Genomic DNA, 12897 nt, shown 5'->3' on the forward strand with positions numbered 1-12897 from the left:
GAACCACCGTACCCGATCGCGTCACCGGTCGCGCTCGGAGCGGCCGGGCGACTCGCCGTCGTCGGCGACGGCGTCGGCGTAGCGGTCGAGGAACTCCTCGCGAGAGAGCCCGTCCGACTCGATCGAGAGGATCAGCGATTCGAGCCCGTTCCGCGGCTGGTGACAGATCTCGTCGTCACAGTCGGTACAGAGGTACTCGAACTCCTTGTCGCGCCGGTTCCAGCGGTCGCCCTCCTTGTCGTACTCGCGCGCGTCCTCGCGCAGCACCGAATCGCCGCACGCGATGCAGACCACCGTCCGCCGGTCCCGGCTCTTCCGGGAGCGCCACATACTGGCCACGTCGGACCGGGCGTACTTAGCGTTTGGTGCGCGGCAGACGTCCGTCGGACGCCCCGAGGGGGTCGGCACGCCGGAGAACTGCGAGGCGTTCGAGGAGATCCTCACCGGATGAGCGGCCAGCACGGCGCGGCTCTCCCGGCCAGCGAGGAGGTGGACGGCGGTGGCTGAGTACCTCCTCGAGCTCGGATCGTGTCCGCCTCGACGGAGTACGCCCACGAGATCGAGGCGCTGCTCGAACCCGTTCGCGACACCTTCGCGGCGGTGTTCTTCTTCTGGATCGGGCTCATCACCGGCCCGCTGCTGTTCGGCGGCGTGGCGGCCCTGATCGCGCTCGCGGTAGTCGTGACGACGCCGACGAAGCTCGTCACCGGCTTCCTCGCCGGGCGCGCGTTCGATCTGGACGCCCGCCGGTCGGCCCGCGTCGCGCTCGGGATGGCGACCCGCGGCGAGTTCTCGCTGATCATCGCGACGGTCGCCGTGACCGCCGGGGAGGCCGGCGCGTTCGACCCGGCGCTCGCGGCGAGGATCAACGCCTTCGCGGTCGGCTACGTATCGTGATGGCTATCCTCGGGACGGCGCTGATGCAGTACTCCGGGGCGTTCGAGTCGGCCGCGACCTCGTGGCTGGATCGAGGCGGAGACGACGGCGCGGGCGCTCGGGCGTAATCGGGTGGGGCGGACGCAATCGAGCGCGGAGACGGTGGGGGGGACGAACGGATCCGGATCTCCCCCGACCACACGGCACCGCTCACCGCCCCGGTCGGGTTAGAGTAACTGCCGTCGCTGCTGGGTGGTCGTGAAAACCGTCGGCGGTGGAGTAGTCGTCTACGCTTCCAGCGCTTCGAACACGGCGTCGACCAGCTCGCCGGTGTCGGCGATGATCGCGTCCATCTCCTCGTCGTCGGTCGGGAGCCCGAGGAGCCGCGCGACCTTCATGATCGAGACGTGGTAGACGACCTGCTCGTTCGGCGACTCCTGCCGGATGACCATGTTACACGGGAACAGCGCGCCCATCCGCCCCTCGGTCGCGTCGAGCGCGCGGTCGGCCATCTCGGGGTTGCAGGCGCCGAGGACGTAGTACGGATCGCGGCCCGCATCGGCCTTCTCGTTGAGCATCTCCGACGGGGAGAACTCGACGGGAATCCCGAACCCCGCGTCGAGACACACCTCGCGGACGCGCTCGATCGCCGACTCGTGGTCGGTTTCGAGCGTGGTCTGCGTCTCGCCGTACTCCTCGGGATCGAGCTCGTGCGGGTCGAAGGGAATCGCCATACGCCGAGTCCGTGTCGCCCGGACAAAAACCTCGCGACGGACGGGAAGGGAGACGGACCGGACGCGGGGAGGAGGGCGGAGCAGGGAGAGAGACGGAGCAGGGAGACGAACGAAGCAGAGAGAGGCGAGAAACGGCGGACGGCTACTCGGTCGCGACTGGACCGGAACCGATTATCTCCTCGACCTCGGTCACGAACTCGCCTCGGCCCTCGAACAGCGGGACCTCCGACGCCGCGAGCACGTCGTCGAGGTCGCGGGCGCCCTCCGGCGTCCGGATCGTCGCGTCGCCCTCCTGGGCGCGCAAGTCGCTGCGCTTCGCGGGCCACGTGAGACGGGACGCGACGCGGGCGATCGGCTCGCCCGCCACGTCCGGCCCCTCGCCAAGCTCGACGGCCGGCTCCTCCGCTTCGGCCTCGTCGTTGTCGCTCATACCCCGCGCTTTCGCTCCGGCGACACTAATGGTTTCGATGCGAGCCAAGGTGCGGGGCGATTCGGCGCCGCACCGGGAGGGGCCGGCCCGCGGTCGAGGCGGTGCACCCGAAACAATTCGGTGGTGTGGTTATACGATCCGGCGACAACTGTCAGGCGGGATCGCGCACACGACTCCCGCGATGTCGTGCCGCGACGGCACGCACTGATTCCCCCGACCCCCGTCCGTTTTGACGCGTCTCACCGCCAGCCGCGGTCGGTGCCGTTCAGCCGCTCGCACCCGTCCTCGGTGACGACGACGAGGTCCTCGATCCGGCAGCCGAACCGCCCGTCGAGGTAGACCCCCGGCTCCACAGAGAAGACCATCCCCGGCTGTAGCTCCCGGTCGTTGCCGGCCACGACGTACGGCTCCTCGTGGACGTCGAGCCCGACCCCGTGGCCGGTGCGGTGGACGAACGCGTCCCCGTAGCCGGCGTCCTCGATGACCTCGCGTGCGGCCCGGTCGACCGCCTCGGCGGCGACGCCCGGTTCGACCGCCGCGACCGCCGCGGCCTGCGCCTCGCGGACGGTCTCGTGGACGCGCCGGTACTCGGCCGGCGGCTCGCCGTCGAAGACGAGGGTCCGGGTCTGGTCCGAGGGGTAGCCGTCGACTCGAGTGCCGAAGTCGAGCACGACGGGCTCTCCCGCCCGGATCTCTCGGTCGCCGTGCCCGTGGTGGGGCTTCGCCCCGTTCGGCCCCGCGCCGACGATCGTCTCGAAGGAGACCCCCTCGCCGCCGTGCGCGGCCAGCCGGTCGGCGATCCGGTCGGCGAGGGCGCGTTCGGTCATCCCGACCGCGTCGGCGCCGAGGTCGCGGAGGTCCCGGACGGCCTCGTCGGCGGCGACCGCGGCCGCGCGCAGCGCGTCGATCTCGGCCGCGTCCTTCCGGACGCGGAGGGCGGCGAGCGCCTCGCTCGCGAGCCCCCACTCGGCGTCGGGCGCGGCGTCCCGGAGGTCCTGCGCGAACGTCGCCCACATCGTGTCGTCGACGAGCAAGCGCCCCTCGCGGAGCCCGAGGTCGCCGAGCAGCTCCCGGACCGCGGCGGCCGGGTCGTCGCCGTCGGCCCACGTCCGCACCGCGTCGACGGTGGTCGCCTCCCGGACTTGCGTCTCGTAGAGAGCGGGGACGAACAGGGTCGGCTCGCCGGCGGCGGGCACGACGAGGAAGAGGTGTCGCTCGCCCGGCTCCTCGACGAAGCCGGTGAGATACTGGAGGTTCCGGCTGGGGAAACAGACGAGTCCGTCGGCGCCGACGCCCCGGAGTCGTGCCGCCGCGCGCTCGCGCCGTTCCGCGTGGACGTCTTCGGTCACGGTCGCCTTCGTCCCGCCGACCGCTTATAAGTAGGCACTCGTTGAGCGGGCGGCAAGCGCCTCATAACGATATGCGAAGCACCCGCACGATGATGTATGAGCAGTCAGACCGAGTCGACGTTCGACTGTCCCGAGTGCGACGTGACCGCTCCGTCGGCGTCGGTGCCGTACGACGCCCTCGGCTACGCCGTCTGTCCGGTCTGTTCGCACGCGACGGCGCCGACGGACGACGGGAACTGATCACGCCGCCGTCGAGACGCCGCTCCCGAGGCCGCACACCCCCGACGCCGAACCGCGCCGCTTTAGCCGCGTCGCGCGCGCTCTCCGGTATGCCCTGGTCACTGGGACGAGAAGACGACGTGATCACCGAGTGGGAGCGCTCCGACGACTACGCGACGGTCCGGATCCGCGAGCGCGGCGACGGCGGGTTCGTCGCCCGCCTCGACGTGATGGAGCAGGCCGCCGACGAGTCGGCCTACGAGCGCGAGCGGTTCGACGACCGCGAGGCCGCACTCGAGCGCGCGGCGACGTGGCGCGAGGAGCGCGACGTCGAGTAACCAGAGGCGTCGACAGGGAGCGTCGCCCCCACCACACCGCGACTCCGGCGAGGCGATCGAGCCGACGGTCAGGGGAGTGACACCGCGTCGTCGAGGAACGCCTGGCACTCGACGGTCCGGCCGTCCGGATCCTCCGCGAAGAACTGGTAGATGTCGTAGCGGTCGTTCCGGTGTGGCGACCCGACGGCGTCGGCTCCCGGCGCCGCATCGAGTCGCTCGTGGACCTCGTCGACGGCGTCAGGGTCCGAGTACACGAACGTGATCGTCCCGCAGTCGTCGGTGTGGTCGCGCTCGCAGAACCCGAACAGCATGTTGTCGTAACCCAATATGGTGCAGTCGGGCTGTTCGAGCCGCACCGTGGCGCCCATCGTCTCGCGATAGAAGTCGACGACTGCGTCGTGCTGCTCCGTCGCGTTGAACACGATTCCGGACATGGCTCGGAGATCGGACACGGGACACTTCACGGCACCGGGCGGCTTCGGTCGTCCCGGTCCGGAGTCCCGCGAACGCGGCGCCGAGGAGCGTGGCTTTTTATTATCGCTGGGGGTAGGAACCCAGCATGACCGAACCAACGCGTCGTGACTGGCTGCGGGCCCTCGGTGGCGCGACCACCGCGGGGGTCGCGGGACTGGCCGGCTGTTCCGGCCTCGACACCGACGGATCCGGCGAGGGCGATACGGCCGGGAGCGGGGGATCCGGAGACGGGAGCGACGGCGAGGACGACCGACCGACCGAGGGGCCCGACGACGGGCTGTCGACGCAGTTCCGGCGAGGCCTCCGGAACACCGGGTACGTCGACGCGACGATCCCGGAAAGCGTCGAGACCGCGTGGGAGGTGCCGGCCAACCGCGGCGACCACTCGGCCTCGAAGGGGAGTCCGGTAAAGGCGCCGAACGGGGCGATCGTGCTCGCGGACGACACCGGGCGGGTGCAGTCGATCGCGCCGGACGGCTCGGTGAACTGGGCGACCTCGATCAGCGACGACGACCGCGGCAGCCACGGGACCCCGGCGATCGCGGACGGGAGCCTGTACGTCGGCACCTACGACGGCGTGGTCTCGTCGGTGGCGCTCGACGACGGCGAGATCCTGTGGCAGACCGACGCCGGCGACGCCGCCGCCGCCAGCCCGACGTACCACGACGGGAAGCTCTACGTCGCCATCGAGCACGCGACCCCGAGCGGGAGCGTCGTCAAGATGGACGCGGAGAGCGGCGAGATCGAGTGGCGCGACGAGCGCCCCACGAACCACCCGCACTCGACGGTCGCGATCGACCGCGAACGCGGTCGTCTCATCTTCGGCTCCAACGACGGCCACTGCTACGCGTGGTCGTTCCCCGACCTGGAGCGCGAGTGGGCCTACGACACCGGCGGCGACGTGAAGCTCCCCCTGGCGATCAGCGAGGGGATCGCGGTCGTCCCCTCGTGGGCCGGGACCGTCACGGGGCTCGACGTCGAGGACGGCTCCGTGTTGTGGGAGTTCGAGACCGACGGCGGCGAGACGGCGAGGGGGAGCCCCGATCCGGGAGACACGGGCGGCGTCATGTGCGCGCCGGCGGTCCACGACGGCGAGGTGTACGTCGGGAGCCACGACAGCAACGCGTACGCGATCGACCTCCAAACCGGCGAGAAGCTGTGGGCGACGCCGACTGGCGGCTGGATCACCGGGAGCGCCGTCGCCACGAACGACCACGTGCTCGTCGGCTCGTACGACGCGAAGCTGTACGCGCTCGACCGCGACGACGGGTCCGTCACCTGGACCGCCGAGGGCCGGGGCGACGTGACCAGCGCGCCCGCCGTGACCGACGACGGGATCTACTACGCGGAGCGCGCCCCCGAGGACTCCGACGAGGCCGGCATGTGCTACAAGCTGGTCGCGAGCGACTGAGGACCGCCCGCGCCGGCTTCCCTCGCCTCCCGCCGACTACCGCTCCGGGTGGACCGGTCCGTCGAAGCCGCCGCGGACGAGCGGCTTCGCGACGTGTCGCCGGGCGCTCGGCGGGACCTCGTACCAGCCGTGCTCCAGCTCCCGCTCGATCGGTTCCTCGACTTTTCCGGGCGCGTCGGTGCCGCAGTCGCGGCAGCGGTACCCCTGTCCCCGGCCCGCCGACGACATCGACCGCCCGCAGTCGGGACAGGTGGGGACGGCGGGCTCCGTCGCGACGAGGTCGCGCACGGCGAGCTTCTCCAGTTTCAGCGTCGCCGTCGGCCGGTCGCTCTCCGAGCCGTCGCCTCCGGCGGTGTCCCCGGCCGGCCGGACCTCGTGCTCGCCGCACACCGTCACCCGGTCGCCGGGACGGAGGGCGCGCACGCGGTCGCGGAACCGACCCGTCGGTTTGAACGCGACGCACCGGAGGCGTGGGCGGCCGTCGTCGCCGGGGAGCACCACGCGATCGCCGTCGGGGGCCGCCACGTCGACGTGGACGTGACCCCCCCGTTTCGTCTCCGGCTCGCTCGCAACGGTCCCGGCGACGCGGTAGCCCGCGCCGTCGCGCAGGTCGCCGATCGCACCCGGCGCGAGATGTGCGTCTGTGCCCTGATTCGTCAGGAACGTCGCGGCGCGCTCGACCGGCTCGGCGGCGATCGACTCGGCGACCTCGCGGCACGCGTCGGCGTCGTCTCCGCGGATTCCGTGGAGGATGGGGCCGGGCGCGTTCGGGACGCAGACCGCCTCGCCCGTCCCGCGGTCGACGGTGTCCCACACGGTCGGGTACCCCCGGCCCGCAGCCGCGAAGAGGCTCTCGACGTCGACGTCGCGGGGCGTGCCACAGCGGTCCAGCTCGCGGTAGGAGATGCGCTCGACGGTCCAGTCGTCGAACGCCGCCGGGGCGCCGACGGCCGCGAGCGCGCCGATCCGCCCGCGTCCCGCGACCGCCTCCGCGTCGGTCTCGCCGCCGGAGCCGAACGCCGCGTGCCGAAAGCCGTGCGCGTCGGCGAGGGCGAGGGCCTCGTCGAGCGGGAGGCGTCGCCGGAGCGCGCGGCGGGCGAACTCGGCCACGTCGGCCGGGATCGGCGGGGTGATCGACCCGAAACGGTCGCCCGCGGCGTCGCGGTCGGTCGGGTCGGCGTCGACAAAGTCGAGATCGGCGACGACGACACCGGGGGAGGTCCGAGGGTCGTCGGCCGCCGCGAACTCCCGGACGGTCTCCGCGGCGATGTCGAAGGCCGCGTCGGCGTCGAACCCGGCGACGTGGAGCGCGACAGCGGCGTTGCCCCGCGTCTTGTGCTTCACGGCGGGGTTGAGTCGGACGAGGAGGCGGCGGCGGACGCGACCGCCGGCCGCGTCGAGCCGCTCGGCCAGCCGCGCGCCGACGTACGTCGTGCACATCCCGCGCTCGCGGGAGTCGGTGTCGTCGACGGCGACGATGGGCATACGCGTCCTTTTGGGCTCCCGGACAAACCGGTTTCGGGCGTGGACGAGCGGGAGCGCCGGCGAACGGGTATATAACTGCATCGCCACCCCGATCGGGAAAAACGCAGGGTGGCAGGGGTTTCGAGCGGCTACAACTGACACAACGCATATATACGGCGAGCCGCTTGTTTCGACTATGTCCCGGACTGCGCTGATCGAGAACGTCACCGCGATGCTGGAGGACGCGGGCTTCCTCGTCAGCGACCGGTGTGCGGTCCGGCCCAAGAGCTTCGACGTGGCGGCACGCCGCGGCGAGGACCTCGTGCTGTTGAAGATCCTCGGCAACGTCGACGCGCTCGACGCGGAGACCGGCGCCGAGATGCGGCGGCTCGGCGAGTACCTGCAGGCGACGCCGATGGTGATCGGGGTCCGGACCCGCAACGAGGATCTGAAGCCGGGCGTCGTCTACTTCCGGCACGGCGTTCCGGTGATCAACCCCGACACGGGGTACGACCTGTTCGTCGAGGGGATGCCCCCGCTCATCTACGCGGCGCCCGGCGGCCTGTACGTCAGCCTCGACGGCGACCTGCTGGCCGACGAGCGCGAGGAGCGCGGCTGGTCGCTCGGCCGCCTCGCGACCGAACTCGGCGTCTCGCGCCGAACGGTCTCGAAGTACGAGGACGGGATGAACGCCTCCATCGAGGTGGCGATCCAACTGGAAGAGCTGTTCAACGAGCCGTTTTCCAGCCCGGTCGACGTGCTCGACGGAGCCGACGAGGTCCGCGACGCCGACCCCACCCCCTCTGCGCCCGAGACCGACCCGGACGACGAGCACGTCCTCCACGTCCTCACGAACGCGGGGTTCACCGTCCACCCGACCGCCCGCGCGCCGTTCAAGGCCGTCTCCGAGGACGAGGGGAGCGCCGTGACGCGGGTGCTCACCGGTCACTCGGCGTTCACGCCGGCCGCAGAGAAGCGCGCGCGGATCATGTCCTCTATCGGCGAGGTGGCGCAGACCCGCTCCGTCTACTTCACCGAAGAGGACGAGAAGCGCGAGTCGGTCGACGGCACCGCGCTCGTCTCCTGTGAGGAGCTCGCCGGCATCACCGACCCCGAGGAGATCCGCGAACTCATCCGCGACCGAGCGGAAGCCCCCTCCGAAGCCTGATCGCGGGCGGGAGACGCTCCCACCGCTCTGACTGTTGAAACCCCGCCGCTCTGACTGTTGAAACCCCGCCGCTCTGACTGTTGAAACCCCGCCGCTCTGACTGTTGAAACGCCCGTCCGTTATCGGCCGAGCAGCCGGCTAAAGAAACCGCCGTCTCCCTCGTCGTCCTCCTCGTCGTCGTCCTCCTCGGAGAGGACGGTGTTCATCGTCCCCGTGTCGTCGTCGCGGAAGGGGACGCTGCCGGCGAGTTCGTCGTCGGGATCGGAGTCGGTCTCGTCGTTCGGTTCCGACCCCGGCCCGGATTCCGACTCCCCGTCCGCGTCGCGGGCCTCGCTCGGCGAGGGCTCCGCCGGCGTGTCGGACGCGGGCGGTTCGACCGACTCGGCCGCCTCGTCCGTATCGGCGCTGTCGTCGGGCTCGTCGTCCCCCTCGTCGAACTGGTCCGCGTCGAGGTCCGATTCGATCATCGCTTCGAGGTCGTCGCCGTCGACGTGGTCTTCGCCGACCGTCTCCGTCTCGCCGTCGACGGCGTCGTACTGGTCCGCGGCCGGGGCGCCCGCGACATCGGACGACTCATCACCGGCGCGCTCGGCGGGTTCGTCGGTCGCATCCTCGGCGGCGGGGGCGGCCTCCTCGGCCTCCTCGATATCTTCGACGGGCGACTCCGCGGCGACGATGATGTCCTCCTCGTCGCTCGGGTCGCCGAGCCCGCCCTGATCGGCGTCGGCGACGATGATGTCTTCCTCACCCAGCGCAACGTCGTCGGGCTCGGTATCGTCGGCCTCGGCCGTCTCGGCAGGTCCGGCGTCGCTGTCCGCCGCGGCGCCGACGCCCGCGTCGCCGTCCGCCGCATCGTCCGCTTCCGCGTCGCCCGCTTCCGCATCGTCGGCGTCCTCGTCGTCCGGCGCCACGGCGGCGAGCCCGGGACCGTCGATCGACGCGCCGGTCAGCGCCCGTGTCAGGTCGCGGTACGCGCGGGTCGCCGGGGCGTCCGGAGCGAAGACGGGGAGCGGCTCGCCCGACTCCACCGCGCGCAGCACCGCGTCGTCATCGGGGATGCGCCCGATCACGGGTGCGTCGAGGGTCCGGTCGACCGCCTCGATCGGAGCGTCGTCCGCGGCGGTCGCGGGGTCGAGACGGGTGATCGCGGCGCCCGCGACGGAGCCGCCGAGCCGCTCGGTCAGCTGGCGCGTTTTCTCGGTGTCTCCGAGGGCGCTCTGTTCGGCGGTGGAGACGAGCAGGGTCTCGTCCGCGAGCCCGAGCGGGAGCGTGGAGTCGTGCGAGAGCCCCGCGCCGGCGTCGACGAGCACGTAGTCCGCGTCGTCGAAGGCCTCGACGACGTCGCGGAGCCCGGAGGGGTCGGCCGCCGCGTACGCGTCGAGGTCCGCGGCCCCCGGGACGACACGGAGCCCGGACGGTCCCTCGTGGACCGCGTCGGCGGGCTCGGCCGCTCCCGCCAACACGTCGTGGAGGGTGATCCCGCCGGAGGGGACTCCCACGGCCGCCGCGAGGTTCGCCATGCCGAGATCGGCGTCGATCGCGACGACATCGGCACCCGAGTCGGCCAGGAGCGTCGCAACCGCGGCGGTCGTGGTGGTCTTCCCGACCCCACCTTTCGCCGACGCGACCGCATACACCGTTGCCATACGGTGAGGGTCCGGCGACTGGTACTTAAATGTAGGCGGCGACAGCGCGATCGGAGCCGCATTCCGGCGCGATCGACCGTCTGCGTCGCCGGAAGCGCGAGCACACTTTCGCAAACACCTTATACGTCGCTTGTAGAGTTTCAGGCGATTAGTAGCATGGCGAGACCAGAGGTGCTCAACTCGATCAAGCAGGCCGAACGGGACGCGGATGAGATTATCGCGGAGGCTGAGTCGGACGCCGACGGGCGCCTCGCTGAGGCTCGAGAGCGCGCGGACGAGATCCGCGCCGAGGCTGAGGAAGCGGCGGAATCCGAGGCCCAAGAGCGGCTCGAATCGGCCCGCGAGGAGATCGAGGAACGCCGCGAGGAGATCCTCGAATCGGGTCGTGCCGACCGCGACGAGCTCGAACGCGAGGCCCGCGACCGCGTGGACTCGGCCGTCGACTACGCCGTCGAACGGTTCGAAGAAGCGGTGAACCAACAGGCCGAGGAGGCGGTGGATGCTCAGGCCTGAGCGGATGAGCAAGGTGTCGGTGACGGGCTCGAAGCGCGTCATCGACGACGTGATCGAGGCGACGTACGAACACCACTCCCTGCACGTCACCGACTACGACGAGCGCTACGAGGGCTTCTCGCCCGGCGAGTCGCTCGACGGCGCGGAGACCGTCAACGAGAAGCTCGTCACCGTGCGCTCGCTGGAGAGCATCCTCGGCGTCGAGGGGGACGAAGTCGACGGGGCCCGCCCGCTCGACGACGAGGCGCTCGAGTCGGAGCTCGCCGACGTGCGCGAGCGCGTCAACGATCTCAACGACCGCCGCGACGACCTCCAAGCCGAGATCCGCGACCGCGAGGAAGAGATCGAGCGGATGGAGCCGTTCGCGGACCTGGGCATCGAACTCGACCTGCTCGGCGGGTACGACTCGCTCGAAGTGGTCGTCGGCGAGGCGAAGCCGGACGCGGTCGAGGCGACGCTCGCCGACGCGGACGGGATCGACGCCTTCGACGTGTTCGCCGGGAGCGACGTCGTCGCGATCTTCGCGCGCCCCGCCGACGGGGCCGACGAGGGCGTCCTGCAGGACTCGCTCGTCGGCGTCGACATCGCCCTGCTGGAGGTTCCGGAGGCGGACACCAGCCCGGGCGAGTACGTCGCGGAGCTGGAGCGCGAACGCGAGGCGCTCCGGAGCGACCTCGAGGAGGTCGAAGCGGAGCTCGACGCGGTGCGAGAGGAGGCCGCCGGCTTCCTGCTGCGCGCCGAGGAGCAGCTCACCATCGAAGCGGAGAAGAAGCAGGCGCCGCTCTCCTTCGCGACCACCGAGAACGCCTTCATCGCGGAGGGGTGGGTTCCGACCGAGACGTTCTCCGACCTGAAGGCGGCCGTCACCGACGCGGTCGGTGACCACGCCGAGGTCGAGGAGCTGGAACGCGCCTCCTTCACCCCCGACGGCGACCACCACACCGAGGCTGTCGCGGACGGCGGCGCGGAGCCCGCGGCGGCCACCGACGGCGGCCACGCCGGACACGGCGACGACGACCCGCCCGTCGTCCAGAACAACGGCAGCGCGGCCGGTCCGTTCGAACTCCTCGTTCAGGCGTTCGGCCGGCCGAAGTACTCGGAGTTCGACCCGACGCTCCTCGTCTTCCTCACCTTCCCGGCGATGTTCGGGTTCATGATTGGCGACGTGGGGTATGGCGCCCTCTACGCTGCCATCGGGTTCTTCATGTACACCAAGTTCGACGGCGCGTTCCGCGAACTCGGCTCCGTCGCGATGTGGGCCGGCGGCTTCACGATACTGTTCGGGATCTACTACGGCATCGACCTGTTCGGCTACCACGCCTACCAGCTGCTCGGGATCCACTGGCCGGTCGAAGGGAAGGGCCTCTCGCCCGCCGACCTCGACTGGGGGCTCTCCTTCCTCGTCGCCAGCGTCGTGTTCGGGATCGTTCACCTGAACATCGGCCACGTGCTCTCGTTCATGAGCACCTCCCAGCAGCACGATCTAAAACACGCCGTCTACGAGGCTGGCTCGTGGCTGCTAATCCTCAACGGCGCGTGGATCTGGATCTTCAGCGGGGTGTTCCCTAACGCGAAGCCCGACTTCCTGTTCGAGGCGGTCGGGGTGCTGACGTTCGGCGCCGTCTCGTTCAACGGATTCCCGGTCCTGATCGGCTGGGCCGGCGCGGTCGCCGCGGGGCTCGGGCTTGTCCTGCTCGGGATCGGGGAACTGCCGGAGCTCGCGGAGTTCCTCTCACCGCTCGTTAATGCCATCTCGTACGCTCGGCTGATGGCCGTCCTGCTCGCGAAAGGCGGGATGGCGCTCGCGGTCAACTTACTCGCGTTCGGTGCCTACGTCGACGATGGCGGGGAGGGGAGCTTCCACTTCATCTTCACGCCGAGCTACCTCGCCGAGGTGCAAAACACCGCGGACTACCAGATCGTCTTCTCGGGGCTGACGACGGCGTTCGATCCGAGTGTAGTGGGGATCCTCGCGGTCGCGGGCGGGGTCGTCGTGGCCGTCGTCGGCCACATCGTCGTCCTGCTGCTCGGGGTCACGTCCGCCGGCATTCAGGCGGTCCGTCTTGAGTACGTGGAGTTCTTCGGGAACTTCTACGAGGGCGGCGGCCGCGCGTACCTGCCGTTCGGCCGTGACCGGAAGTACACCCGCGACGACTGACGACCGTCTGCCCGCTCGACCCGGGCTTCCGTCTCGCTGTGTTCGCTACACGGACCCGACGATTGCGTCGAGTTCAAAACCGCGTTAGCCGCCGCTTTTCGCTTCGGTTTCCCCGAA

The 12897-nt window shown here is 70.8% G+C and carries 13 protein-coding genes and 1 pseudogene; 7 read left to right on the plus strand and 7 right to left on the minus strand.

Annotation, left to right across the window (positions count from 1 at the left end; all coding sequences use genetic code 11):
* Window positions 1-21: 21 nt before the first annotated feature.
* The gene (locus ACT4MF_RS04465) at window positions 22-330 is read right to left on the minus strand and encodes a DUF7562 family protein (RefSeq protein WP_099256184.1); all 309 of its coding nucleotides are present in this window, start codon (window positions 328-330) and stop codon (window positions 22-24) included.
* Between the two features lie 204 nt (window positions 331-534).
* On the opposite strand from ACT4MF_RS04465, the pseudogene ACT4MF_RS04470 reads away from it, so the two are divergent.
* A pseudogene (locus ACT4MF_RS04470) lies at window positions 535-1004 on the plus strand (cation:proton antiporter); the annotation flags it as partial.
* Window positions 1005-1163: 159 nt separating this feature from the next.
* Here ACT4MF_RS04470 and ACT4MF_RS04475 read toward each other — a convergent pair.
* The 3 genes from ACT4MF_RS04475 to ACT4MF_RS04485 all read right to left on the minus strand — a co-directional run bounded on the left by ACT4MF_RS04475 (window position 1164) and on the right by ACT4MF_RS04485 (window position 3389).
* Complete coding sequence (locus tag ACT4MF_RS04475; RefSeq protein ID WP_444681859.1) at window positions 1164-1610, minus strand: DUF302 domain-containing protein; 447 nt, start codon at window positions 1608-1610, stop codon at window positions 1164-1166.
* 142 nt (window positions 1611-1752) lie between these two features.
* Window positions 1753-2040: a DUF5789 family protein gene (locus tag ACT4MF_RS04480; RefSeq protein WP_099254542.1), complete on the minus strand. Its 288-nt coding sequence runs from the start codon at window positions 2038-2040 to the stop codon at window positions 1753-1755.
* 239 nt (window positions 2041-2279) lie between these two features.
* Window positions 2280-3389: an aminopeptidase P family protein gene (locus ACT4MF_RS04485; protein ID WP_444681860.1), complete on the minus strand. Its 1110-nt coding sequence runs from the start codon at window positions 3387-3389 to the stop codon at window positions 2280-2282.
* 96 nt (window positions 3390-3485) lie between these two features.
* On the opposite strand from ACT4MF_RS04485, the gene ACT4MF_RS04490 reads away from it, so the two are divergent.
* Both ACT4MF_RS04490 and ACT4MF_RS04495 read left to right on the plus strand, forming a co-directional pair.
* On the plus strand, window positions 3486-3629 hold the full coding sequence (locus ACT4MF_RS04490; protein ID WP_180271725.1) for a hypothetical protein: 144 nt from the start codon (window positions 3486-3488) through the stop codon (window positions 3627-3629).
* A gap of 89 nt (window positions 3630-3718) precedes the next feature.
* Window positions 3719-3946 (plus strand): DUF7543 family protein, encoded by a 228-nt coding sequence (locus ACT4MF_RS04495; protein WP_444681861.1) that lies wholly within the window; start codon window positions 3719-3721, stop codon window positions 3944-3946.
* Window positions 3947-4014: 68 nt separating this feature from the next.
* Here ACT4MF_RS04495 and ACT4MF_RS04500 read toward each other — a convergent pair whose 3' ends face one another.
* A complete protein-coding gene (locus ACT4MF_RS04500; protein ID WP_444681862.1) occupies window positions 4015-4380 on the minus strand; it encodes a VOC family protein in 366 nt (121 codons plus the stop codon).
* Between the two features lie 125 nt (window positions 4381-4505).
* On the opposite strand from ACT4MF_RS04500, the gene ACT4MF_RS04505 reads away from it, so the two are divergent.
* Window positions 4506-5831: a BamB-related PQQ repeat family beta-propellar protein gene (locus ACT4MF_RS04505; protein ID WP_099254546.1), complete on the plus strand. Its 1326-nt coding sequence runs from the start codon at window positions 4506-4508 to the stop codon at window positions 5829-5831.
* A 36-nt stretch (window positions 5832-5867) separates the two neighbouring features.
* On the opposite strand, the gene ACT4MF_RS04510 is transcribed toward ACT4MF_RS04505, so the two are convergent.
* Window positions 5868-7316, minus strand: coding sequence for a TiaS agmantine-binding domain-containing protein (locus tag ACT4MF_RS04510; RefSeq protein ID WP_444681863.1), 1449 nt, complete (start codon window positions 7314-7316; stop codon window positions 5868-5870).
* Between the two features lie 175 nt (window positions 7317-7491).
* Between ACT4MF_RS04510 and ACT4MF_RS04515 the strand changes: the two genes are divergently transcribed.
* Complete coding sequence (locus tag ACT4MF_RS04515; RefSeq protein WP_099254548.1) at window positions 7492-8463, plus strand: transcriptional regulator; 972 nt, start codon at window positions 7492-7494, stop codon at window positions 8461-8463.
* Window positions 8464-8582: 119 nt separating this feature from the next.
* On the opposite strand, the gene ACT4MF_RS04520 is transcribed toward ACT4MF_RS04515, so the two are convergent.
* Entirely contained in the window at window positions 8583-10109 is a 1527-nt protein-coding gene (locus ACT4MF_RS04520; RefSeq protein ID WP_444681864.1) for a nucleotide-binding protein, read from the minus strand.
* A gap of 156 nt (window positions 10110-10265) precedes the next feature.
* On the opposite strand from ACT4MF_RS04520, the gene ahaH reads away from it, so the two are divergent.
* Window positions 10266-10622, plus strand: a complete 357-nt coding sequence (gene ahaH, locus ACT4MF_RS04525) for an ATP synthase archaeal subunit H (protein ID WP_444681865.1) — start codon at window positions 10266-10268, stop codon at window positions 10620-10622.
* A gap of 4 nt (window positions 10623-10626) precedes the next feature.
* Window positions 10627-12780, plus strand: coding sequence for a V-type ATP synthase subunit I (locus ACT4MF_RS04530; RefSeq protein WP_444682022.1), 2154 nt, complete (start codon window positions 10627-10629; stop codon window positions 12778-12780).
* Window positions 12781-12897: the final 117 nt, after the last annotated feature.

The organism is Halorubrum sp. FL23, from assembly GCF_052439115.2.
Classification (GTDB): Archaea; Halobacteriota; Halobacteria; order Halobacteriales; family Haloferacaceae; genus Halorubrum; species Halorubrum persicum.

Bases quoted from the DNA above. Each gene is read 5' to 3' on its own strand.
- ACT4MF_RS04465 (WP_099256184.1), bottom strand. From the start codon at position 330: ATGTGGCGCTCCCGGAAGAGCCGGGACCGGCGGACGGTGGTCTGCATC.
- ACT4MF_RS04475 (WP_444681859.1), bottom strand. From the start codon at position 1,610: ATGGCGATTCCCTTCGACCCGCACGAGCTCGATCCCGAGGAGTACGGC.
- ACT4MF_RS04480 (WP_099254542.1), bottom strand. From the start codon at position 2,040: ATGAGCGACAACGACGAGGCCGAAGCGGAGGAGCCGGCCGTCGAGCTT.
- ACT4MF_RS04490 (WP_180271725.1), top strand. From the start codon at position 3,486: ATGAGCAGTCAGACCGAGTCGACGTTCGACTGTCCCGAGTGCGACGTG.
- ACT4MF_RS04495 (WP_444681861.1), top strand. From the start codon at position 3,719: ATGCCCTGGTCACTGGGACGAGAAGACGACGTGATCACCGAGTGGGAG.
- ACT4MF_RS04500 (WP_444681862.1), bottom strand. From the start codon at position 4,380: ATGTCCGGAATCGTGTTCAACGCGACGGAGCAGCACGACGCAGTCGTC.
- ACT4MF_RS04505 (WP_099254546.1), top strand. From the start codon at position 4,506: ATGACCGAACCAACGCGTCGTGACTGGCTGCGGGCCCTCGGTGGCGCG.
- ACT4MF_RS04510 (WP_444681863.1), bottom strand. From the start codon at position 7,316: ATGCCCATCGTCGCCGTCGACGACACCGACTCCCGCGAGCGCGGGATG.
- ACT4MF_RS04515 (WP_099254548.1), top strand. From the start codon at position 7,492: ATGTCCCGGACTGCGCTGATCGAGAACGTCACCGCGATGCTGGAGGAC.
- ACT4MF_RS04520 (WP_444681864.1), bottom strand. From the start codon at position 10,109: ATGGCAACGGTGTATGCGGTCGCGTCGGCGAAAGGTGGGGTCGGGAAG.
- ahaH (WP_444681865.1), top strand. From the start codon at position 10,266: ATGGCGAGACCAGAGGTGCTCAACTCGATCAAGCAGGCCGAACGGGAC.
- ACT4MF_RS04530 (WP_444682022.1), top strand. From the start codon at position 10,627: ATGAGCAAGGTGTCGGTGACGGGCTCGAAGCGCGTCATCGACGACGTG.